Source organism: Micromonospora sp. LHW51205 (assembly GCF_003315815.1).
Taxonomy (GTDB): domain Bacteria; phylum Actinomycetota; class Actinomycetes; order Mycobacteriales; family Micromonosporaceae; genus Micromonospora; species Micromonospora chalcea.
Genome location: NZ_QMEZ01000002.1, coordinates 473764 through 494567 on the forward strand (window position 1 = coordinate 473764; position 20804 = coordinate 494567).

A 20804-nucleotide genomic window follows, 5' to 3' on the forward strand; every position below is an offset into this window, starting at 1 on the left:
ACGCGCCGGCGCCAGCCGGACGCCCGCGTCGCCATTTCACGCCGTCGCCCCCGGAGGTCACCATGATCCCGTCCTGGCCGCCCGGTCCGCGGCTGCTCGGGCCGCTCCTGGCCGAGCTGCGGGCCGCCCGCGGCTGGAGCCAGCAGCGCCTCGCCGCCGAGCTCTGCGCCGCCTCCGGCGTGCCCACCCTGACCCGGCACGAGGTGTCCCGCTGGGAGCGCCAGCTCCGGCTCCCCGGCGACTTCTGGTCCGCGTGGCTGGCGACGGTCCTGGGCGTGCCCGGCGAGCTGCTCGCCGGGGCCGCCGCCAGCAGCCGCCGGCTCGGCGTGACGCCGGTGGCCGTCGACCCGGCCGGGTCCCGGGCCCGGCTGGCGCTGCTCACCCTGGCGCACCGCTGGGCCGCCGACCCGGGCGGCGGCACGCTGGCCGGTCCGTTCACCGGCCCGGCGACACCGCCGGTCCCCGGCCCGGCCACCGGCGACGGGTACGGACCGGCCCGCGTCGCCGACCGCGCCGGCCCCGTCCGGGGGCACCCGGCGGACGGGGCGTCACTGGCTACGCTGCGCCGCTGGGACGACCTGCTCGGTGGCGGCGACCTCGCCGGCCTCGGCGCCCGCCGGCTGCGCCGCTCGGTCCGCGGTTACCGGCGCGCCGGGCCCGCCGGCCGGCGGCGGATGCTGCCGTCGCTGGCCGAGTCGGCGCAGCTCGCCGGGTGGCTGGCCGCCGACGCCGGCGACCTCACCGGCGGCCTGGTCGCCTACCGGCTGGCGCTGCGGGCCGCGGTGGCCGCCGGGGAGCCGCCGCTGGCCGGGCACGTGCTCGGGTCGGCCAGCCACCTGCTGTCCGACGCCGGTGACGCGGCCGGCGCGCTGGTCCTGGCCCGGATCGGGTACGCGGCCAGCCGCGCCACCGCCTCCCCGGGGCTGCGGGCGCTGCTGCTGCACCGGGTCGCGCTCGCCGCCGCGCTCGGCGGGCGGCGGCGAGCCGCCGGTGAGGCGCTGGCCGGCGCCGACCGGGCCGGGCCGCCGGAGCCCGGCCGGGAGCCGCAGTGGCTCTACTGGCTGGACGCCGCCGAGCTGGCCGCGATGACCGGGCGCACGCTCGTCGCGCTGGGCCGGGCCGCCGCGGCCGTGCCGCTGCTGACGCCCGTGGTGGCAGCGCCGGGCCGCCCGCGCCGCTCCGCCGTGTACGGCGGCTGGCTGGCCCGGGCGCACCTGGGGCTCGGCGCGGAGCCCGAGGCGTGCGCGGTGGCCGGCGAGGCGCTGCTCGACGCGGTCCGCTCCGGTTCGCCCCGGGCCGTCGGCCAGCTCACCGAGTTCCGCCGCGGGCTGGCCCGCCGTCCGCCCGGACCGGCGACCCGGGGGTACGCACGGCTGCTCGCGGCGACCCGTCCGTACCTGCCGTCACGGCACCCGTGGCGGCCGTCGCCGCCGGTGAGCTGCGAGGCACGCCGGGACGGCGGCACGACGGGAGCGGGCCCGAACCGCTAGCGTCGTGGCGTGACCCACGCTGCTCCCGTTTCCCCCGTCGACCGTGCCGGCCTGCGTCAGCGGATCGACAAGGCGCTCACCGAGTTCCTGGCCGGCCAGCGCGGCTGGCTGACCGCCGTCGACGACGGCCTGCTGCCCGTCGCCGAGGCGATCGAGGCGTTCGTGCTGGGCGGCGGCAAGCGGCTGCGCCCGGCGTTCGGCTACTGGGGCTACCGGGGCGCTGGCGGAGTCGACTCCGACCAGGTCGTCGCCGCCCTGGCCGCGCTGGAGTTCGTGCAGGCCAGCGCGCTGATTCACGACGACCTGATGGACCGGTCGGACACCCGGCGGGGCGAGCCGGCGGTGCACCGCAGGTTCGCCGCCCGGCACCGGGCGGCCGGCTGGGGCGGCGACGCGGACGCGTTCGGCGACTCGGCCGCGATCCTGCTGGGTGACCTGTGCCTGGTCTGGTCCGACGAGCTGCTGCACTCCTCCGGCCTGCCGCCGGCGACGGTGGCCCGGGCCCGGCCGGTCTTCGACGAGATGCGCACCGAGGTGACCGTCGGGCAGTACCTGGACGTGCTGACCCAGGCGACCGCTGACACCTCGCTCGACCGGGCGGCCAAGGTGGCCCGGTACAAGTCGGCGAAGTACACGGTCGAACGGCCGCTGCTGCTGGGCGCCGCGCTGGCCGGCGCCCCGCCCGAGGTGCACGCCGCCTACTCCGCGTACGGGCTGCCGCTGGGTGAGGCGTTCCAGCTCCGCGACGACGTGCTGGGCGTGTTCGGCGACCCGGAGCTGACCGGCAAGCCGGCCGGTGACGACCTGCGCGAGGGCAAGCGGACGTACCTGGTGGCGGCCGCCCTGGAGACGCTCGACGAGGCCGGCCGGGAGGCGCTGCTGGCCGGGCTGGGCGTACCGGACCTGGACGCGGCCGGGGTGGACCGGCTGCGCGAGCTGATCACCACCAGCGGCGCGCTGGAGCGTGCCGAACGGCACATCACCGCGCTCACCGAGAGCGCGCTGGCCGCGCTCACCGCCGTCGACCTGGACACCGAGGCCCGCCAGGCGCTGGTGGACCTGGCCATAGCCGCCACCCGCCGCCCCGCCTGACAGCCACTCCCCCCGCGCTGCCCCCCGCCTCCGAAGCGGTCGATCATGAAGTTGGCGGCACTTTTGGAGATCGACTTCGCCGTCAACTTCATGATCGACGGGGTGGGTGGGTGGGTGGGGGTGGGTTAGAAGGCCACGGCCTGGGCTCGGCGTTTGACCTCGCGGGCCAGGTCGCCGCCGAGGGCCACTGCGGGGGTGCCGGGAAGCGACGGGTCCTCCCGGTAGAGCCAGCGCAGCGCCTCCTCGTCGTCGTACCCGGCGTCGGCGAGCAGGTTGAGCACGCCGGGCAGGTGCTTGAGCACGGTGCGGTTGGCCACCAGGTCGGCCGGGACGCGGCGGACGCCGTCGCGGCGCACCGCGAGCAGCTCGCGGTCGCGGATCATCTGGTGCACCTTGCTGATCGACAGGTCCAGGCGCTCGGCCACGTCGGGCAGCGTCAGCCAGCCGGCCGGGTCGGCCGGTCCGGCCAGGTCGGCGCCGGTCTCGGCGGGTACGGAATCGGTCACCCGACCACCCTGCCACGTGCCCGCCGGATCCGGTGCACGGCACCCCCCGACCTGCGCCGGAGCGCGCCGGGCCACCGGTGTCCCAACCCGGCGGTAGCATCCTGTTCTACGTTCACCCTTCCGACACATAGACTGCCTGCCGATGGACACACAGGTCGCCGACACGTTGCTGGGCTCGCTGATCGAGGGGCGCTACCGCATTCGCGGTCGCGTCGCCCGTGGCGGCATGGCGACCGTGTACACCGCCACCGACGAGCGCCTGGAGCGCACCGTGGCGGTCAAGATCATTCACCCGACCCAGGCGCCGCAGGCCCGGGCCCGGATGGCCGGGTTCGTCGAGCGGTTCACCGACGAGGCGAAGACGATCGCCCGGCTCACCCACCCGAACGTGGTGGCGGTCTACGACCAGGGCATCCACGCCGGCCTGCCGTACCTGGTGATGGAGTACGTGCGCGGCCGCACGCTGCGTGACGTGCTCGCCGAGCGCCGCCGGCTGAACCCGGACGAGGCGCTCGCGATCACCGAGCAGGTGCTCGCCGCGCTCGCCGCCGCGCACCGGGCCGGCCTGGTGCACCGCGACGTCAAGCCGGAGAACGTCCTGGTCGCCGAGGTGCCCGCCGGCGGCAGCCGCGACCTGGTCGACAGCGTGGTCAAGGTGGCCGACTTCGGGCTGGCCCGGGCCGTCGAGGCGAGCGCGGAGGACGAGAACGGCAACCAGCTCATGGCGACGGTGGCGTACGTGGCGCCGGAGCTGGTCACCCAGGGCCACGCCGACCCGCGCACCGACGTCTACTCGGCCGGCATCGTGCTGTTCGAGATGCTCACCGGCCGGGTGCCCTACGACGGCGACCGCCCGGTGGAGGTCGCCTGGCAGCACGTCGACCGGGACGTGCCGGCCCCGTCCACGCTGGTTCCGGCGCTGCCGCCGGCTGTCGACGCGCTCGTCGCCCGGGCCACCCGGCGCGACCCGGCCGCCCGTCCGGCCGACGCCGCGGCGCTGCTGACCGAGGTGCAGGCGGCCCGCGAGGAACTGGGCAACCCGCACACGCACACCACTGTCCTGCGTCAGCTCAGCGACGACACGGCGGTGCTGAGCCAGCCGACGCAGGTGGTGGCCGCGCTGCAGCCGATCGAGCGCCCGTCGTGGGCCCGGCTGCCCGAGGGCGCCGCCACGCAGCGCCCGCACCGCCGACGCGCCGCCGAACCGGAGGGGGTGGGCGCCCGGTTCGCCGCCCTGCGTACCCGGATCATGGGTTCGCCGCGCGGCCGGCTGGCCGTCGCCGCGGCGGTCGTGGTGCTCGGCCTGGTCGCCGCCGTCGGCGGCTGGTGGTTCGGCGTGGGCCGCTACACGGTCGCGCCGCAGATGGTGAGCCTCACCAAGGCCGAGGCGGAGGCGCAGGCCCAGCGCGGTGGTTTCACGCTGCGCTACGCCGACCCCCGGTACGACGAGAACGTCCCGAAGGACACCGTGCTCGGGCAGGCGCCGGGCTCGGCCGCCCGGATCGTCAAGGGCGGCACGATCACGCTGACCCTGTCGCTCGGTCCGGAGCGCCTGCCGGTGCCGGACGTGGTGGGCAAGGACTTCGCGCTCGCCCAGGTGGAGCTGGAGGGTCTCAACCTGGTCGCGGCCAAGGGCAGCTCCCGCTACGACGACGCGCTGCCGGCGGGTGTCGTGCTGGCCACCGACCCGAAGGTGGGCACTGAGGTCAAGCCCGGGGCCAAGGTGACGCTGATCCTCAGCAAGGGCCGCGCCCCGGTGAGCGTGCCCGACCTGGTCGGCAAGAGCCTCACCGAGGCGCGCGCCATCCTCGCGCGGCTCGGGCTCAAGCCGGTGGAGAACGTCAAGGAGTCCGACAAGCCGAAGGACGAGATCCTCGGCCAGAGCCCGGCCGACGGCACCGGTGTGGAAAAGGGCGCCCAGGTCAAGCTGGAGATCAGCAAGGGCCCGCCGCAGGTGGCCGTGCCCCGGGTGGTCGACATGCCCTGCCAGCAGGCCAAGCAGACGCTGGAGAGCCAGGGCTTCCCGGTCAACATCCAGCTCAACCCGAACGGCATCGTCCGGATCCAGAACCCGGCCGAGAACACGCCGGTGCCGCCGGGCACCACGATCACTGTGACGTGCCTGTGAGCGCGGCGAACGGGTGCCGGCCGGTGGGGTCGCACACCCCCACCTCCGGTGGCCTGGCGCGGGCGGCCCTGCCGTACGCGGATGCGGCCGAGTCCGAGGTGGTGCAGGTCTACGTCTCGAACTCGCGTGGCTGGGCGCTGCCGGCCGGTGACCCGGCGCAGGATGCGCTGTTCCGCGACGGCTGCGCCGAGCGTGGCCTGCCCGTGTTCATCCACGCGTCGCTGCTGGTCAACCTCGGCTCCCCCACCCCCGCGACGGTCACCAGGTCGGCGGAGACGCTCGCCCACGCGCTGCGGCGGGGCCGGGCGATCGACGCCGAGGGCGTGGTGTTCCACGCCGGCAGCTCGGTGGACGCCGGGCACGCCGAGGCGGCCCTGCGGCAGGTCCGGGAGTCGCTGCTCCCGCTGCTCGACGAGACCGCGGCCGCCGGCGGGCCGATGCTGCTGGTCGAGCCGAGCGCCGGGGGCGGCCGGTCACTGGCGTCCCGGGTCGAGCACCTCGGCCCCTACCTCGACGCGGTCGACCGGCACCCGATGCTGGGCGTCTGCTTCGACACCTGTCACGCCTGGGCGGCCGGGCACGACCTGGCCGCCGAGGGCGGCATGACCGCCACGCTCGACACGCTGGTCGCCACGGTGGGCGCCGACCGGCTGCGGCTGGTGCACGCGAACGACTCGAAGGACCTGTGCGGCTCCACCCGGGACCGGCACGAGAACATCGGCAAGGGCACCATCGGCGAACCGGCGTTCGCCGAGCTGATGCGCCATCCGGCGACCGCCGGCGTACCGGTGCTGGTGGAGACCCCCACGGAGAAGCACGTCGGCCACGCCGCCGACATCGCCGCCCTCAAACGCCTGCGCCCCTGACACAGCCGTTTCCTCCCGCCCTCGCCACGGCGTTGCCGGAGGGTCAGGCGCGCAGGGCGGTGTCGAGGATGGTGGCGGCGCTGTCGATCTGCTCGTCGGTGACGTCCAGGTGGGTCACCAACCGGGCGGTACGCGGGCCGAGCACCGAGATCAGCAGGCCGGCTTCCCGCGCGGCCGCCGCCAGCGCGTGCGCGTCGAGAGGGTGCTTGGTCAGGTCCAGCGGCACGATGTTCGTGCGCACCACCGACGCGAGCACCCCGTGCGGGGCGACCGCCTCGGCCAGCCGGGCCGCCTTCGCGTGGTCCTCGGCGAGCCGCTCGACGTGGTGCGCCAGCGCGTACCGGCCGGCGGCGGCAAGAATGCCGACCTGCCTCATGCCACCGCCCATCCGCTTGCGCAGCACCCGCGCGCGGGCGATCTTCTCCGCGCTGCCCACCACCAGCGAGCCGACCGGCGCGCCGAGGCCCTTGGAGAGGCACACCGACAGCGTGTCGAACAGCTCCCCGTACCCGGCCAGCGGCACCCTGTCCGCGACGTGCGCGTGCCAGATCCGGGCGCCGTCGCAGTGCAGCGCCACCCCGTGCTCGTCGGCGACCTCGCGCATGCGTCGCAGCGTCGGCAGCGGGATCACCCCGCCGCCGCCCCGGTTGTGGGTCTGCTCCACCGCGATCGCGCGGGTCGGCACCGCGAAGTAGCCGTCCGGCCGGATCATCCCGGCGACCACGTCGGGGTCCAGGTCCGCGCCCACCGCCGGCCACGTCCGCGAGGAGATCCCACCGTACGCGGCGGCGGCCCCCACCTCGTACGTGACCACGTGCGCGTCGGCGTCGCAGAGCAACTCGTCGCCGGGCGGCACGTGCAACTGGAGCGCGATCTGGTTGGCCATCGATCCGCTCGGGGCGAACAGCGCCGCCTCGTGGCCGAACAGCGCGGCCACCTCCGCCTCCAGGGCGGCGACTGTCGGGTCCTCGCCGTAGACGTCGTCGCCCACCTCGGCGGCGGCCATCGCCTCCCGCATCCCCGGCGTCGGCCGGGTCACGGTGTCCGTCCGCAGATCGATCAGTTCAGCCACTGTCATCCCTTCGGCTGCCGACTGCGGGGCTCGCAAGCTCACTCCTCGCGTCAGCCACGGAGCATCTCCGCCACCAGGAACGCCAACTCCAGCGACTGCTGGGTGTTGAGCCGGGGGTCGCAGGCGGTCTCGTACCGGTCGGGCAGGTCGAGGTCCTCGATGCCCTGGGCGCCGCCGAGGCACTCGGTGACGTCCTCGCCGGTCAGCTCGACGTGCAGGCCGCCCGGGTGGGTGTCGAGGCCGCGGTGCACCTCGAAGTAGCCGAGCACCTCGTCCACGATCCGGTCGAAGTGCCGGGTCTTGTAGCCGTTCGAGGACTCGTGCGTGTTGCCGTGCATCGGGTCGCACTGCCAGACGACCTTCGCGCCGGCGGCGGTGACCTTCGCCACGATCGGCGGCAGCGCGTCGCGTACCCGGTGGTTGCCCATCCGGCTGATCAGCGTGAGCCGGCCGGGGATGTTGTCCGGGTTGAGCTTCTCGCAGAGCTCGATCGCCTCGTCCGGCGTGGTGGTGGGGCCGAGCTTGACGCCGATCGGGTTGGCGATGCGGGAGATGAAGTCGATGTGCGCGCCGTCGATCTGCCGGGTCCGCTCGCCGATCCAGAGGAAGTGCCCGGACAGGCCGTACGCCTTGTGGTCGGAAATCCGGGTCAGCGCCCGGTCGTACTCCAGCGCCAGCGCCTCGTGCGAGCAGTAGAGCGTGACGGTGCGCAGCGCCTCGTCGTCGGTCATCCCGCAGGCCCGGATGAGGGCCAGTGCCCGGTCGATCTCGCGGGCGATCGCGTCGTAGCGCTCCCCGGCCGGGGACTGCCGGACGAAGTCCTTGTTCCAGTCGTGCACGGCGTGCAGGTCGGCCAGGCCGCCTGCCAGGTACGCCCGGAGCATGTTCATCGCGGCGGCCGAGTTGGCGTACGCCCGGATCATGCGCTGCGGGTCGGCGACCCGCGCCTCCGGCGTGGCCTCCAGCGAGTTGATCATGTCGCCGCGGTAGGCGGGCAGCCCCCGGGCGTCGGTCGGCAGGGACCGGGGCTTGGTGTACTGGCCGGCCACCCGGGCCACCTTGACCACCGGCAGCGACGCGCCGTACGTGAGCACGATGGCCATCTGGAGCAGCGTGCGGGCGTTGGCGAGCAGGTGGCTCTCGGTGTTGTCGGCGAACGTCTCGGCGCAGTCACCGCCCTGGAGCAGGAACGCCTTGCCCTCGCAGACCAGGGCCAGCCGCTGCCGCAGCTGGTCGACCTCGTAGGGCGCGACCACCGAGGGAACCGTGTCCAGCACCCGGCAGACCTCGGCGACCTGGGCCTGGTCGTCCCACGGCGGGGTCTGCGCGCGCGGCAGCTCCCGCCATCGGTCGAGGCCGAGGGCCGCGTCCTCGGCGGAGTCGGCGGTCGGGCGGCTGGTCTGCAGGCCAGGGCTGCCCACGGCGGGGTGACTCAGCTGATGCCACTCATGGCGCATGGAGGAAAGCGTACGGCGACCGTCGCGATCACTCGTCGCCGAGGGGCATGGTTCCGGTCACTGGGAGGAGACCGGCGAGGGCCGCGCCGCTGGCGGCGGCTCGGACGGGTCGGCCGTGCGGTCGCCGGGAACCTCGCCGGAGATGCACCAGTCCGCCCCGTTACGGGTCACCGTGAACAGCAGGGACCGGGTGGCCTTGCGAGATCCGGCGGCCACCGTGACGGAGGCGCTGACCTCCTGCCCGTTCGGGCCGGAGCGGACGTCGGTGATCGTCGCGTCGGGCACCGTGAAGTGGTCGGCGAAGTCGCCGTTCGGGCCGGTGGCGGCGGCGTCGAAGGCGGCGTGCATGGGCGCGCAGAGCTGGCTGCGGCCGGCGTCGGCGTCGCGGGCGGTGAGCGCGTCGAGGTACGCCTGCACGCGCTCCCGGCTCTTGGCCGCCGCCTCCTCGGCGGGCGCCCGGCCGCTGGGCGCGGTGGCGGCGCCGTCCGGGCCGGAGCCGCAGGCGGCCAGCGCCGGCGTGAGCGCGAAGGCGAGGGCGAGCGCGGCGAACCGGCCGCGGTGGCTGCGATCCATCGGTCCTCCCGTCGCGTGGACTCGTCGAGCGGCGAGTGTGCCACACCCGGCCCGCGCGGCCGGGTGACTCCCCATCCTGACCCGGATCGGCGCGCGCGGCCAGGGCGGCACGCGGGCGGGGAGGGGCCGGTACGGCCCCTCCCCGCCGGGTGGGTGGTGCGTCGGCCCTCGGCTCAGCCGAGACCGCCCTTGATGGCGCCGATCAGCTCACCGTTGCTGGTGTCACCGGAGAGCTCCCAGAAGAACGCGCCACCGAGGCCCTGGCTGTTGGCGTAGCTCATCTTCCCGCCGATGGTCGCCGGGGTGTCGTAGCTCCACCAGTTGCTGCCGCACTTGGCGTACGCGGTGCCGCCGACCGTGCCGGTGGCCGGGCAGCTGTTCTTGAGCACCTTGTAGTCCTCGATGCCGGCCTCGTAGGTGCCGGGGGCCGCGCCGGTGGCGCTGCCGCCGGGCGCGGCCTGGGTCACGCCGGTCCAGCCGCGTCCGTAGAAGCCGACGCCGAGCAGCAGCTTGCTGGACGGTACGCCCTTGGACTTCAGCTTCTGGATCGCCGCGTCGGACCAGAAGCCCTGCTGCGGGATGCCCGAGTACGAGTAGAGCGGCGAGTGCGGCGCGGTCGGCCCCTGGGCGTTGAAGGCGCCGAAGTAGTCGTACGTCATCGGCATCAGCCAGTTGAGGTTCGTCGCGGCGCCCGCGTAGTCGGTCGCGTCGATCTTGCCGCCGTTGCTGCCGTCGGCGGTGATCGCCGCGGTGACCAGGAAGCTGGAGCCGAACTTGCTCCGCAGCGCCGAGACCACGTTCTTGAAGGCGTTCGGGCCGCTGCTGTCGCACTGGAGGCCGCAGGCGTTCGGGTACTCCCAGTCGACGTCGATGCCGTCGAAGACGTCCGCCCAGCGCGGGTCCTTGACCAGGGAGTAGCAGGAGTCGGCGAACGCGGCCGGGTTCTGCGCGGCCTGGGTGAAGCCGCCGGACCAGGTCCAGCCACCGAAGGACCAGAGGACCTTCAGGTTCGGGTACATCTTCTTCAGCTTGCGCAGCTGGTTGAAGCTGCCGCGCAGCGGCTGGTCCCAGGTGTCGGCCACGCCGTCGACGCTGTCCGCGGCGGTGTACGCCTTCTCGTAGTCGGCGTAGCTGTCCCCGATGCTGCACCGGCCGCCGGTGGTGTTGCCGAAGGCGTACAGGATGTGGGTGAGCTTCGCGGCCGAGCCGCTGGTGTGGATGTTCTTGACGTGGTAGTTGCGGGCGTAGACGCCCCACTCGGCGAAGTAGCCGACGACCTTCTTGCCGCCGGGCGGCGGCGTGGTGGGCGGCTGCGTGGTCGGCGGGGCGGTCGTCGGCGGCGCCGTGGTGGGCGGCGCGGTGGTCGGCGGCGCCGTGGTCGGCGCGGTGGTCGTCGGCGTGCCGCCGCCGGTGCAGGTGCCGCCGTTGATCGTGCAGCTCACCGGCGCCTTGTACGCGCCGGTGCCGTTGTAGCCCCAGCTGAAGCTGGCGCCGGGGGCGAGCGTCGAGGCCCAGCTCTTGTTGAGCGCCACGTAGCGGTCACCGCTGCGGGTGATGTCGGCGTCCCAGGAGCTGCTGATCGAGGTGCCGGAGGGCAGCGTGAACTCGATGCGCCAGCCGTTGACGGTGGAGCTGGTGCCGTTGGTGACGGTCACCCGCCCTTCGTGGCCGGTCCCCCAGTCCTGCACCTTGGCGAAGGTGGCGGTGACGCTGCCGGCGGCCGACGCGGTGGTCATGGGCACCGCGGCGACCGCGAGCGCGACCACGGCGCCGGTGGCCCACAGGGCCCGGCGGAGCGATCTCTTCATACGGCGTCCCTCCAATAGTTAGGAAAGTTTCCAAATTGATTGCTGAGACGCTACTCACGCCGTCACCACTTCGTCAAGATGTAGATGCGTCGATTTCACGGGTGGCGCGGTACGGTCCGCGTGACGGCCCGTAGCCTCGTCACATGACCGTTTTCGACGTCCAGATCGACGCCCTCACCGGCGGACCGGCCGACCTCGGCCGCTACCGCGGCCGCGCCCTGCTCGTGGTCAACGTGGCCTCCCGCTGCGGCCTCACCCCGCAGTACGCGGGCCTTCAGGAACTCGCCGACACGTACGCCGGGCGCGGACTGACGGTGCTCGGCGTGCCGTGCAACCAGTTCGCCGGCCAGGAGCCGGGCAGCGCCGCCGAGATCGAGGAGTTCTGCCAGGTCAACTACGGCGTGACGTTCCCGCTGACGGAGAAGGTCGACGTCAACGGCCCGGACCGGCACCCGCTCTACGCCGAACTGGTGTCCACGCCGGACGCCGAGGGGCACACCGGCGACGTGCGCTGGAACTTCGAGAAGTTCCTCGTCGCCCCGGACGGAACGGTGGCCGCGCGGTTCGCCCCGCAGGTCACGCCGGACTCGCCCGAGCTGCGCGCGGCGATCGAGAAGGTCCTGCCGGCCTGACGGTCACGCCGGGGCCGCTCCGGTCCCGGCGCCGCCCCGGCTACGCCGGGCAGGGCCGCGACGGCACCGCGGACTTGCTCCGCAGGATCCGATACGCCCCGGACGCGGTGGTCGACAGTTCGTAGCGGACCTGCCACAGCGTGCAGGTCTCCTGCGGGCGGCCCTTCGGCCCGTAGCCGGGGTCCTGCGTGCTCCGGAAGGTCACCACGGCGGCGACCACTCCCGGGCCGGCGTCGGTCAGCGACCGCAGCACCACCTCGGAGTCGCGCGTGGTGACGAGCTGACGCCCGAATCGCTGCACGGCCTGCTCGTCGGCCGGGTCGAGGACGTCGCCGGCGGGGTCGAACACGGCAGCGGCGGACGGGAAGTCGCGGTCGTTGACGGCACTGAAGTAGGTGTCAAAGGTACTGGCGACCGCCGTCGCCCGCTCGTCCGGCACGTCCGTCTCGATGGTGACGAGGCCGACCACGGCCGGTGACTCCGAAGGGGACGGCGTCAGTTCGGTGGGGTCGGCGCTCGCCGGGTCGGTGCTCGCCGGGTCGGACGAGGGGGTTGCAGGCGCCCCCGGGTCGCCGGTCTCGCCGGGAGGCGTCCGGCCGGTCGGCCCGGCGACCACCGGCGCGTCGGCCCCGTCGTCCCGGGTCGCCCACAGGACGCCACCGGCGCCGATGGCGACCACCGCGGTGACGGCGGCGGCTACCAGCATGGCCCGCACGAACGCCTGGCGCGACGGTTCCGGCGACCGCATCCCGGGCTCGTCCCGACCTGGCCCACTGTCCAGGACGGGGCCCCCGTAGGGCTCGGTGTCGACGTCCGCGTCCGGATCGGCGTCGGCCGGGGCGAAACTCTGGACCGGTTCCGGGTCGACGCTCACCACCGGCTCGTCGTCGCCGGGCCAGGCCGGCACCGCGACGTCACCATCGGCCGCCGTGGGCTCGTCCTGGCCCGCCAGCGCGAACTCGCCGCTTTCCACGGGGGCGAAGGGCGCCGCGCACACCGGACAGAGCGACGCGCCGGGCGGGACGACCGAGCCGCATTCCGCGCATTTTCGAACAGACATCGGCGACTCCCCACGCACTCGGGAGAAAGAATTCGTCCGAGTGAATCGGAAACGGTTGTCGTCGCGCAACACCGAATCGTGCCGGCGGCTCGACTGTGTCCTGTTCGGTCGCAACTCCGTCCGGCCGTACGAGTGGACCAGACCGTCGATCCCCGCGAGCGGTACCTATGGCCGGTTTCCGGCGGCGGGCGTGAACTCATAACGTGGCTGACCCCGGCACATCGTCATCGATTGGTGGTCACATGACGAGCACGGTCGACGGTGACAGGAACCCGACAGAAATGACGTCGTTCTTCACGCATAATCCGCCACGGGAGCGACAGCGGGCGACAATGTCGCCGACCACCCGCTATTTGTGCGGAGCGGCGTACCGCAGTGAACGATTCGCCGACGGCGTGATCACCGAATTGGTCGACGACGGCCATCGGGCCGTGGTGCCGACCGTCGGGTACGACCTGGAGCCGATCCTGCGTCACTGCTACCACGCCCGGCACCTCTGGCTTCTCCAGAACGCGCTCATCTCGGCGATCCTGCTGCTCGGCATCTTCGTGGCGACCTGGTCCACAGTCCTGCTGATCGGCGTCGCGTTCCTGGCGAACCTTCTCAGCCCGCCGGCCGAACAGGCGGACTGGCCGACGGCGCGTCTCGTGCTCGGCGGCGTCGCACTGGTCGCGCTGGTGTGGCTGCTCGGCGCACCGCTGCTGGCCCTGCTCGGCCTGTCGAGCGAGGAGCCGCCCGGCCCGTCGGCGCCGCCGGAGCTCACGATGTCGTACTGGCCCGTGCTCTGGTGGCTGATCGGGCTCGGTCTGCTCACCCTCGCCGTCATCGCCCTCACCCGCGCGACCGTCGTGCGGATCTTCACTCGTGACCTGGCACCCGGCGGACGGCACGAGCCGCCCGAGGTGACCAACCCGGCGATCCTGAGCCGGATCAAGAGCGTCGCGGCCGCGCAGCACGGCAATGTCGTACTGCATTCGGGTTACGACCCCTTCCTCGGCGGCGGCCACGTGGTCCGCGCCTGGTCCGTGGCGATGGAGCTGAAGCGGGACCGGGGGCCCGACGAGCACCGGCCGACCGCCACCGGCCCGGTCGCGGTGGACCCGGTGGCGCTGAACCGGCACGTCAAACGACGCCTAGCCGCGCTCGCCTCGGCGGAGTTGCCGGCGGACGAGCGCATGACCGGCCTGGTGCTGCGGGACCAGATCGTGGCCTCGGGCGCCCAGTGGCGGAACTATCCGCTCATCGATGCCGGGCTCCGGCAGCCCTTCTCCCACGCCTCGCCCCGAGCCGTCGAGGCGATCATCCGCGCGCCTCAGCCGAGCGTCCGCCACTTCCTGCGGGCCAGCGTCGGCGCCGACACCCGTGCGGCGACCGGCGCCGCCGGGGACGTCATCATGCCGGCCGAGTACCAGAACATCGTGGTCTCGACCTTCACACACGTCGCCGTCGAGGGCGGAATGCTCTACATGGAGAGCGTCTCCACGGTCCTCGGTCCGATCCGGGACAAGTTCCTCGACCTGGACCAGCACGTCGCGGGTGACGACAACTGGCAGGAGCCGGTTCGCGAGGCTCTGCGACTGTTCGGTGCCACAGTGCTGATCGCCCCGGCGCGGCTGGTGCGCACCGTCGTTCGCGCCGTCGGCGCCAACCGCCGGATGACCCGGGCGGATCGGGAGACCGAACGCCTCCCCCGGTACGACTTCGGCGCCCGCGCCGAGGTCCGGCAGCTCGCCTCCGCCGGCCGTCCGGTGACATACCTGCAACGGCTGGACGCGGAGAAGTACAGCAAGTTGATGGAGCGGCGGGTCAGTGAGGCGGTCCTCGGCTACCTCGCCGACCAGGGCATCGACACCTCCGAGTACGAGACCCGGATGAACGTCTTCAACAACCACGGCGTCTTCATCCGCGGCGACAACCACGGGCCCGCAGCCGCCGGCCCCGGAGCCACGGCGCTGCTGAACGACGGTGGCGGCAAGCGAAAGGAGAAGAGCGGTGACGCACGACGGTAACCACGGTGTGGTGATCCAGGGCTCGTCCAGCGGACCGGTGGCGGCCGGGCCGAACGCCATGGCCGCTCAGATCAACCACATGGGCGAGGCGTCACTGCGGGAGATCCTGGAGCAGTTGCGGACGACCCGGCAATGGATCGAGGAGAACCGGTCACAGCTGGTCGAACCGGAGCTGGCGCTGGAGGAGGTCGACGACATAGCGGACCTGATCCAGCAGGAGCGGCCGGACCGTAAGCGGGTGATGGCCAAGGTGGACCGGCTGGTCAACCGGCTCAGCGCGGTGGGCGGCATCGCCGGGGGCGCCTGGGGCCTGAGCCAGTTGATCAACCAGTTCGTGCGCTAACCGCTCCGGCGACGGCCGCGCCCCGGCTCCACGTGGGGCCGGGGCGCGGGCGGTCGGGCCGGGGTCAGCCGGCGGCGGAGCGGAAGACCGGGTAGTAGCCGCCGGACTGCCCGGCCGCCGTCGGGTGGTACGACTTGCTCAGGCTCAGCACGTTGAGCGCGTGCAGCCACTTGGTCCCGCCGCTGCACAGCTGGTGGCCGACGAAGATGGAGCGGACGTCGGCGAATTTGAAGCCGGCCGAGACGGCGGCCGTACGGGTGATGTCGTCGAGCAGGTTGATGCCCTCGTTGATCTTCGCCCGGGACGTGGCGCTGAGCCCGACACAGGTCGTGCCGAGCTGGTAGAAGACCGGGTAGCCGACCACCACGACGCGGGCCGAGGGCGAGCGGCTCTTGATGCCGTTGTAGACGTTGGCGAGCCGGCCGGGCATCGAGGTGCGGGCGACGTTCATGGCGGACTGCACGGCCGCCACGCACTGGGTCTCCCCCTGGAGCACACAGGTGCTCATGATGTTGGCGAAGCCCACGTCGTTGCCGCCCACGGTGACGCTGACCAGCGTGGTGGTCGAGGAGAGCGCGGAGAGCTGGCTGTTGATGACGTCGGCCGTGGTGGCGCCGGAGCAGGCCACCGATCGGTACGACGCCGGCTTGATGTTGGCGTTGTAGAGCGCCGGGTAGGCGTTCGTGCTGCGTAGGCAGTTACCGCTCTCGGACGTGTAGCTGTCGGCGCCGACGCCGGAGGCGTACGAGTCGCCGAGCGCGACGTAGCGGTCGGACGGGGCCGCCTGGGCGGGGGCGGCCAGAGACAGAGTGACCCCGACCGAGGCGGCCAGGGTCAGGGCGAGGGTGGCAAGACGGGATCTCCGCACGTCGCACTCCTGGGGGCGTGAAGTGGTGGTGAGAGATAGATATCAATAAGATCACAGCGCATGGAAGATCACCGATTTGCGGTTCAGCGCGCATAGCGACTTACGCCTACAAATCGTTGCCGGTCTCGCGGAGCGGGATGAAGGATTGTTCCGCCGGGAACGTCAGGCGCATCGCCGGGTCGGCGGTCTCCCGGAAACCCAGGGCACGGTAGAGCGGCCGACCGGCCGCCGAGGCCCGCAGGTCGACCCGGCGCACGCCCCGGTCCCGGAACCAGGCCAGCAGTGCGCTGCGGCCAGCCACGGGTCCGGCTCGGCCAGCCAGGCGCGCAGATTGTCCCGGGCCACGTCCTGCCAGCGGCCCGGCGGCGTCGGCGCGCCGCTCATTCCGGCGAGCATCAGCCCGCGCAGCCGCACCAGCTCGTCGGCGTCGGACGGCACCGCCCGGCGCGCGTCACCCACAGGCCGGCTCAGACCGGACGGCGGCCGGCGAATCCGCACTCGACCCGGTGGTACCACCTGATGTCGGTGTCCCCCTCCAGCCAGCACCACAGCACCGCCCGGCCGTCGCGCTCACCGGGGAAGTCGAGCAGCACCGGGGCGATCCCCTTGACCGCGATGTCGTGCTGGTGGAACTCGTCCACCACCACGTGCAGCCGCGCCTCCAGGGCCTTCACCTCGGCGAGCCCGCCGAGCGCGCTGACGCCGTGGTCGGCCAGATCGACACGCAGCTCGGCCAGGTCGGCCCGCAGCCGGATCAGCTCGTCGACGCGCGGCCGCAGCGTGGCCACCAGGTGTCGCGCCTGGGCGAGAGTGAACACCGGGCCAGTATGCGGCACGACCGGTGTCGTCCGGGTCACCGCTCACCCGCACGTCGACCGTCGGGGCCGGGACGGGACGGTGCGCCTGGAATGGCCGCGGGAGACCAGACGACACCGGCAGCCTCCCGCACCTCGGCCTGCCAGGCGCGCAGGGCCCGCTTGATGCGGTCGTTCTCGTCCCGGGCGTCGTCGAGCAGCCGGGTCCGCTCCCCCAGTTCGTAGACGAGCCGGTGCAACAGCGCGTCGACGTCGTCGGTCCGGTAACCGCGCCGCCCCAGTGACGTGCGGGGCAGCTCGACCGCGCTGAGCCGGTCCGCGGTGAGCGGGCCGGCCAGCGCGTTGCGGCTGTGATAGACGCCCATCAGACGCCGAACCCGTCCGGCAGGTGGATCCGCTCGGCCGGCACCCCACCGGCGAGCAAGCGCAGCCGCGACCCGGCCACCATCAACGGTGGCCCGCACAGGTAGACCTCCTGACCGGGTCGCCAGTGGTCGAGCGCGACGGTGAGCGCATCACCCTGCTCTCCCGCCTCCGCCACCGGATCGTGCGAGAACGCGGGCACGACGGTCAGCCAGTCGTTGCTGCTCTGAAGCTTGTCGAGGCTGATCGGGTCGTAGAGGTCGGCGAGGGTACGGGCGCCGACCACCACTGTGACCCGGCGACCGGCCGGCGCGGCGGCGACCTGCTCGACCAGGGCGCGCAGCGGCGCCAGCCCGGTCCCCCCGGCGACGAGCAGCAGGTCCGCCTTCGACGCCGGGTCGAGGGTCAGGCCGGTCGACCGGGGCGGGCCGAGCCAGATCCGGTCACCGGGGCGTACCCGGTGCACGAGCGTGCGGGAGACGGCGGCGACGGCACGGACGTGGAGTTCGATGGTGCCGGCGGCGCGCGGGGCGTTGGCCGGCGAGTACCAGCGCCACCGGCCGGGCCGGCGCTCGGCGCAGACGGGCAGCGCCTGGCCGGGCCGGAACGCCAGGCGGCGCCAGGGGCGCACGGTCACCACGGCGATGCCGTCGGCGGCCCGGTCGTGGTCGACGACCTGCGCCGGCCACCAGGGCGGGCCGTCGCCGACCTGCTCGACCGCACGGCTCACCGCCGCCGTGGCCCGCCGGGCTGCCCCAGCCCAGGCCGCCACCAGTTCCGGTGTCAACCTCGCCTGCCGGGACACCGTCGCGACGAGCGCGGCCTCGACGGTGAGCTGGTGCGGCAGCAGCCGGTAGCGGCGACAGGCCCGGCCGAGCACGGTCAACAACGCCGCCCGCCCGGCCGGGTCGTCGCCACCGCTGACCAGCCGTCCGAATGCGGCGAGGAACACCGCCGCCTCCCGCTCCGGCAGCGTCCCGGGGCAGCGCTCCTCGACCGCGCACCAGAAGTGGTCGGCCGCCTCGCGGGCGTACCGCATGGTGACGGACCACGACGCAGCGAGGGCGGCGGTCACGAGCCGGCCTCGTCCGAGAAGGCCCGCCGGGCCGCTGTCACCGAGCCTGCCGGCACGTCGAGCGCCCAGAGCACCCCGGCCAGGTAGTCGACCACGCGGTGGTGCTGCGCCTCGGTCAGGCCCAGGCCGCGCCATGCCTCGGCCGTTGGCCGGGCGATGTCGCCCGCCGGTCCGCCGAGCGCCACCGTGAGGGTGAGCGCCAGGTGTCCGGCGAGCCGGGCCCGATCAACCCCGACGAGGTACGGCGCCAGCTCCGCGTCCGCCGCCACCAGCCGCAGCCACCGGGCCACCGCCTCACGCACCGCCGCCGACCCGGGCCAGCTCTCCGTCGGGTACGCCCCGAGCCCGGTCACGCCCACGGCCAGGCCCCCGGGTCGCCGGCGGCGACCAACTCGTCCACGCGCTCCTCGGTGAGCCCGACCGCCCGTAGCGTGCTGCGGCCCCAGCGGGCCAGCCGGCACGGATGCGGGACCCGCTCACTGCGACACAGTGGACCCGCCGGCCACCGCTCCGGCACATGCACCGCCACCGCGCGTACGGCCAACACCACGTCCTCGTCGCTGACCGGGGTGAACACCGGGAAGTCGTCCAGCACCGCCGCCATGAAGAGCCCTTCCGTCGAGAGTCGGAGCGGCACCGGGGCGGGCGGGGACGGCGGACGCGCTCGGGTGACGCCCCGCCGGAGCCCAGCACCCGCCCCGGGCCATGCGTCCACCCTCGCCAGCTTGCGGCTCATCGGGTACGACTACGCTCTGCACTTGCGCTGTACCAGCTCTGAAGTCGAGTCGCTAAGCTGCTGGCAGCCGGTCTCGACGCACTCGGAGGCGAGCCGATGACGACCGTGCAGAAGTGGACCGGCCGGGAGACCCGGATGCTGCGGCACGCGCTGCGAATGAGCATCCGCGACTTCGCCGAGCACCTCGGCGTCAGCGAGCGCACCGTCTCGAAATGGGAGGCCGGCCGGGATGCGGTGCAACCCCGACCGGAGATCCAGGCCGCTCTCGACACCGCGCTCGCGCGGGCGGGGAACGAGGTTCATCGGCGATTCCGGTCAGGCTTGGGATTGGCCGATGCCGCCGAGCTGCGGCAAGGTGCTGCCGATATCCAGGCGGAAGGGAACGGTGGCACCTCAGTAGCGGACGTCACGGCGGTTTTCCGCAATCGGGCGGAGCTCTCTGCGCACCTGCCTGCGGATCGCATCCTGGACGGCGCCCGAAAGGTTCGAGCGATGGGACTCTCCCTGAACCTGCTGTGCCAGCACTACCCCGATCACCGCTGGCGTCAGCTCATCGAAGGCGGCGCACAGGTCCGATGCCTGTTCCTGGATCCTGACGGCTCGGCGATCCAAGCCAGGGAACGTGAGGAGAGCTTCCCGGCCGGCCAGCTCGCGGCACTGACGAAGCTCAACATCGAGACGATGTTGCGGGTGCGTGACCGCCTGTCGGGCGACATGTACGGCAACGTGCAGCTCGCCCTCTACGACGAGACGCTTCGGTTCAACGTGCTCCTCATCGACGACCTCTGCCTTGCCCAGGCATACCTGCCCACGAGCCGAGGGGTCGACTCTCCGACCTTCGTGATGCGACGCCGAGAACCCACGACGGGGTTGTACCCGGTGTATGAGCAGATTTTCGACTCTCAGTGGGAGCGGAGCCGGCAACTGTGACCTCGTACCGTGAGCTGCTGCCGGTCGCCCTCGATGCTGTTGGTCGGGCAGCCACCTTCATGCGCTGCCAGGCACCGGTCACCTCTACCAGTAAAGGCGACCGCGATCTCGTCTCGGATGTCGACTACGCGATTGAGCGAGACCTTCGATCGTTCCTGCGCGATGCGACACCCGGCATCGCCTTCCTCGGGGAGGAGGAGGGAGTCAGCGGCACCGGGGATTTGCAGTGGACGCTTGATCCGGTCGACGGAACGATCAATTTCGTGCGCGGTATCCCCTTGTGCGGCATCTCCCTCGGCTTACTCCACGGAACACGTCCAGCCCTCGGCGTCGTGGACCTACCCTTCCTCGGTGCTCGATACTGGGCCGCCGAAGGTTGTGGGGCATTCGCGAACGGCGATCCGGTCAAGGTGAGCGACACCATGAGCCTGAGCGAAGCCGTCGTAGGGATCGGCGATTTCGCCGTCGGAGCGGATGCCGCGAACAAGAATCGGATCCGGCTGGCACTGATGGCGCGGCTCGCCGAGACCGTGCAGCGCGTGCGGATGAGTGGATCAGCCGCAGTGGATCTCGTCTGGTTGGCGGAGGGGAAGATCGACGCCGCCATCACCCTCTCCAACCACACCTGGGACATGACAGCCGGGGTGGCCATCGCCCGTGAGGCGGGAGCCGTCGTCGTCGACATCAGTGGGGCCGAGTACAGCGCCGAGTCGACGACTACCCTCGCGATCACCCCTGGGCTGGTCGGTCAGATGTTGCCGCACCTGCGGGAGAACGAGACGGCGTGAGCCGATGACGACTGTGGCAGAGGTCGCCCGGGGCGCTCGCTCTGACTCGTCATGAGAGGGCCACATGGACATCGATGAGGCGAAATGCGAGGTGCGTGAGACCATTTGGTCACGGTTGGAACAGGCTGCCCAGGCGCTACCCCCTGGAGCGCACGGGCGTATCCCTGACTTTGTTGGAGCTGAGCAAGCCGCA

The 20804-nt window shown here is 72.9% G+C and carries 22 protein-coding genes; 9 read left to right on the forward strand and 13 right to left on the reverse strand.

The window, feature by feature from the left end; genetic code table 11:
* Positions 1-62: 62 nt before the first annotated feature.
* Together DQE82_RS10085 and DQE82_RS10090 are read left to right on the forward strand one after the other, a co-directional pair.
* Complete coding sequence (locus DQE82_RS10085; protein ID WP_233514628.1) at positions 63-1490, forward strand: helix-turn-helix transcriptional regulator; 1428 nt, start codon at positions 63-65, stop codon at positions 1488-1490.
* Positions 1491-1499: 9 nt separating this feature from the next.
* Entirely contained in the window at positions 1500-2582 is a 1083-nt protein-coding gene (locus tag DQE82_RS10090) for a polyprenyl synthetase family protein (protein ID WP_113972535.1), read from the forward strand.
* Positions 2583-2707: 125 nt separating this feature from the next.
* Here the strand turns inward: DQE82_RS10090 and DQE82_RS10095 are convergent, their stop codons facing one another.
* Positions 2708-3088, reverse strand: coding sequence for an Rv2175c family DNA-binding protein (locus tag DQE82_RS10095; RefSeq protein ID WP_043329433.1), 381 nt, complete (start codon positions 3086-3088; stop codon positions 2708-2710).
* A 142-nt stretch (positions 3089-3230) separates the two neighbouring features.
* Between DQE82_RS10095 and pknB the strand changes: the two genes are divergently transcribed.
* Together pknB and DQE82_RS10105 are read left to right on the forward strand one after the other, a co-directional pair.
* Positions 3231-5216, forward strand: coding sequence for a Stk1 family PASTA domain-containing Ser/Thr kinase (pknB, locus tag DQE82_RS10100; RefSeq protein WP_064445208.1), 1986 nt, complete (start codon positions 3231-3233; stop codon positions 5214-5216).
* A complete protein-coding gene (locus tag DQE82_RS10105) occupies positions 5213-6082 on the forward strand; it encodes a deoxyribonuclease IV (protein ID WP_199495988.1) in 870 nt (289 codons plus the stop codon). The genes pknB and DQE82_RS10105 overlap by 4 nt, the downstream gene beginning before the upstream one ends.
* 43 nt (positions 6083-6125) lie before the next feature.
* Here DQE82_RS10105 and DQE82_RS10110 read toward each other — a convergent pair whose 3' ends face one another.
* The 4 genes from DQE82_RS10110 to DQE82_RS10125 all read right to left on the reverse strand — a co-directional run bounded on the left by DQE82_RS10110 (position 6126) and on the right by DQE82_RS10125 (position 10992).
* Positions 6126-7145 carry a low specificity L-threonine aldolase gene (locus tag DQE82_RS10110; protein ID WP_104114584.1) on the reverse strand — a complete coding sequence of 340 codons (1020 nt, stop codon included), beginning with the start codon at positions 7143-7145 and terminating at the stop codon, positions 6126-6128.
* A gap of 59 nt (positions 7146-7204) precedes the next feature.
* A complete protein-coding gene (locus DQE82_RS10115) occupies positions 7205-8611 on the reverse strand; it encodes a class II 3-deoxy-7-phosphoheptulonate synthase (protein ID WP_104114579.1) in 1407 nt (468 codons plus the stop codon).
* A 57-nt stretch (positions 8612-8668) separates the two neighbouring features.
* Positions 8669-9184 carry a hypothetical protein gene (locus DQE82_RS10120; protein WP_069089012.1) on the reverse strand — a complete coding sequence of 172 codons (516 nt, stop codon included), beginning with the start codon at positions 9182-9184 and terminating at the stop codon, positions 8669-8671.
* A gap of 173 nt (positions 9185-9357) precedes the next feature.
* Positions 9358-10992 (reverse strand): glycosyl hydrolase family 18 protein, encoded by a 1635-nt coding sequence (locus DQE82_RS10125; protein WP_113972536.1) that lies wholly within the window; start codon positions 10990-10992, stop codon positions 9358-9360.
* A gap of 143 nt (positions 10993-11135) precedes the next feature.
* Here DQE82_RS10125 and DQE82_RS10130 point away from each other — a divergent pair, with 143 nt between their 5' ends.
* Entirely contained in the window at positions 11136-11624 is a 489-nt protein-coding gene (locus tag DQE82_RS10130) for a glutathione peroxidase (protein WP_064445204.1), read from the forward strand.
* A gap of 40 nt (positions 11625-11664) precedes the next feature.
* Here DQE82_RS10130 and DQE82_RS10135 read toward each other — a convergent pair whose 3' ends face one another.
* Positions 11665-12684, reverse strand: coding sequence for a zinc ribbon domain-containing protein (locus DQE82_RS10135; RefSeq protein ID WP_147265130.1), 1020 nt, complete (start codon positions 12682-12684; stop codon positions 11665-11667).
* Positions 12685-13079: 395 nt separating this feature from the next.
* Between DQE82_RS10135 and DQE82_RS10140 the strand changes: the two genes are divergently transcribed.
* On the forward strand, positions 13080-14693 hold the full coding sequence (locus DQE82_RS10140) for a hypothetical protein (protein WP_064445202.1): 1614 nt from the start codon (positions 13080-13082) through the stop codon (positions 14691-14693).
* Entirely contained in the window at positions 14677-15036 is a 360-nt protein-coding gene (locus tag DQE82_RS10145) for a hypothetical protein (RefSeq protein WP_064445201.1), read from the forward strand. Before DQE82_RS10140 ends, DQE82_RS10145 begins: the two co-directional genes overlap by 17 nt.
* Positions 15037-15100: 64 nt before the next feature.
* Here DQE82_RS10145 and DQE82_RS10150 read toward each other — a convergent pair whose 3' ends face one another.
* The 7 genes from DQE82_RS10150 to DQE82_RS10180 all read right to left on the reverse strand — a co-directional run bounded on the left by DQE82_RS10150 (position 15101) and on the right by DQE82_RS10180 (position 18761).
* On the reverse strand, positions 15101-15904 hold the full coding sequence (locus DQE82_RS10150; RefSeq protein WP_043329427.1) for an SGNH/GDSL hydrolase family protein: 804 nt from the start codon (positions 15902-15904) through the stop codon (positions 15101-15103).
* A gap of 106 nt (positions 15905-16010) precedes the next feature.
* Complete coding sequence (locus DQE82_RS30795; RefSeq protein WP_064445200.1) at positions 16011-16205, reverse strand: hypothetical protein; 195 nt, start codon at positions 16203-16205, stop codon at positions 16011-16013.
* A 166-nt stretch (positions 16206-16371) separates the two neighbouring features.
* A complete protein-coding gene (locus DQE82_RS10160) occupies positions 16372-16722 on the reverse strand; it encodes a DUF2203 domain-containing protein (protein WP_018785307.1) in 351 nt (116 codons plus the stop codon).
* 35 nt (positions 16723-16757) lie between these two features.
* Positions 16758-17084, reverse strand: a complete 327-nt coding sequence (locus DQE82_RS10165) for a DivIVA domain-containing protein (RefSeq protein ID WP_104114577.1) — start codon at positions 17082-17084, stop codon at positions 16758-16760.
* Positions 17084-18157, reverse strand: a complete 1074-nt coding sequence (locus DQE82_RS10170) for an FAD-binding oxidoreductase (RefSeq protein ID WP_233514629.1) — start codon at positions 18155-18157, stop codon at positions 17084-17086. Before DQE82_RS10170 ends, DQE82_RS10165 begins: the two co-directional genes overlap by 1 nt.
* Positions 18154-18510, reverse strand: coding sequence for a hypothetical protein (locus DQE82_RS10175; protein ID WP_113972722.1), 357 nt, complete (start codon positions 18508-18510; stop codon positions 18154-18156). Before DQE82_RS10175 ends, DQE82_RS10170 begins: the two co-directional genes overlap by 4 nt.
* Positions 18507-18761 carry a hypothetical protein gene (locus DQE82_RS10180; protein ID WP_113972538.1) on the reverse strand — a complete coding sequence of 85 codons (255 nt, stop codon included), beginning with the start codon at positions 18759-18761 and terminating at the stop codon, positions 18507-18509. Before DQE82_RS10180 ends, DQE82_RS10175 begins: the two co-directional genes overlap by 4 nt.
* A gap of 228 nt (positions 18762-18989) precedes the next feature.
* Between DQE82_RS10180 and DQE82_RS10185 the strand changes: the two genes are divergently transcribed.
* Positions 18990-19823: a DUF5919 domain-containing protein gene (locus tag DQE82_RS10185; protein ID WP_113972539.1), complete on the forward strand. Its 834-nt coding sequence runs from the start codon at positions 18990-18992 to the stop codon at positions 19821-19823.
* A complete protein-coding gene (locus DQE82_RS10190) occupies positions 19820-20611 on the forward strand; it encodes an inositol monophosphatase family protein (RefSeq protein ID WP_113972540.1) in 792 nt (263 codons plus the stop codon). The genes DQE82_RS10185 and DQE82_RS10190 overlap by 4 nt, the downstream gene beginning before the upstream one ends.
* The last annotated feature ends 193 nt before the right edge of the window (positions 20612-20804 follow it).

Bases quoted from the DNA above. Each gene is read 5' to 3' on its own strand.
- DQE82_RS10085 (WP_233514628.1), top strand. From the start codon at position 63: ATGATCCCGTCCTGGCCGCCCGGTCCGCGGCTGCTCGGGCCGCTCCTG.
- pknB (WP_064445208.1), top strand. From the start codon at position 3,231: ATGGACACACAGGTCGCCGACACGTTGCTGGGCTCGCTGATCGAGGGG.
- DQE82_RS10115 (WP_104114579.1), bottom strand. From the start codon at position 8,611: ATGCGCCATGAGTGGCATCAGCTGAGTCACCCCGCCGTGGGCAGCCCT.
- DQE82_RS10120 (WP_069089012.1), bottom strand. From the start codon at position 9,184: ATGGATCGCAGCCACCGCGGCCGGTTCGCCGCGCTCGCCCTCGCCTTC.
- DQE82_RS10125 (WP_113972536.1), bottom strand. From the start codon at position 10,992: ATGAAGAGATCGCTCCGCCGGGCCCTGTGGGCCACCGGCGCCGTGGTC.
- DQE82_RS10130 (WP_064445204.1), top strand. From the start codon at position 11,136: ATGACCGTTTTCGACGTCCAGATCGACGCCCTCACCGGCGGACCGGCC.
- DQE82_RS10135 (WP_147265130.1), bottom strand. From the start codon at position 12,684: ATGTCTGTTCGAAAATGCGCGGAATGCGGCTCGGTCGTCCCGCCCGGC.
- DQE82_RS10165 (WP_104114577.1), bottom strand. From the start codon at position 17,084: ATGGGCGTCTATCACAGCCGCAACGCGCTGGCCGGCCCGCTCACCGCG.
- DQE82_RS10180 (WP_113972538.1), bottom strand. From the start codon at position 18,761: ATGGCGGCGGTGCTGGACGACTTCCCGGTGTTCACCCCGGTCAGCGAC.
- DQE82_RS10185 (WP_113972539.1), top strand. From the start codon at position 18,990: ATGACGACCGTGCAGAAGTGGACCGGCCGGGAGACCCGGATGCTGCGG.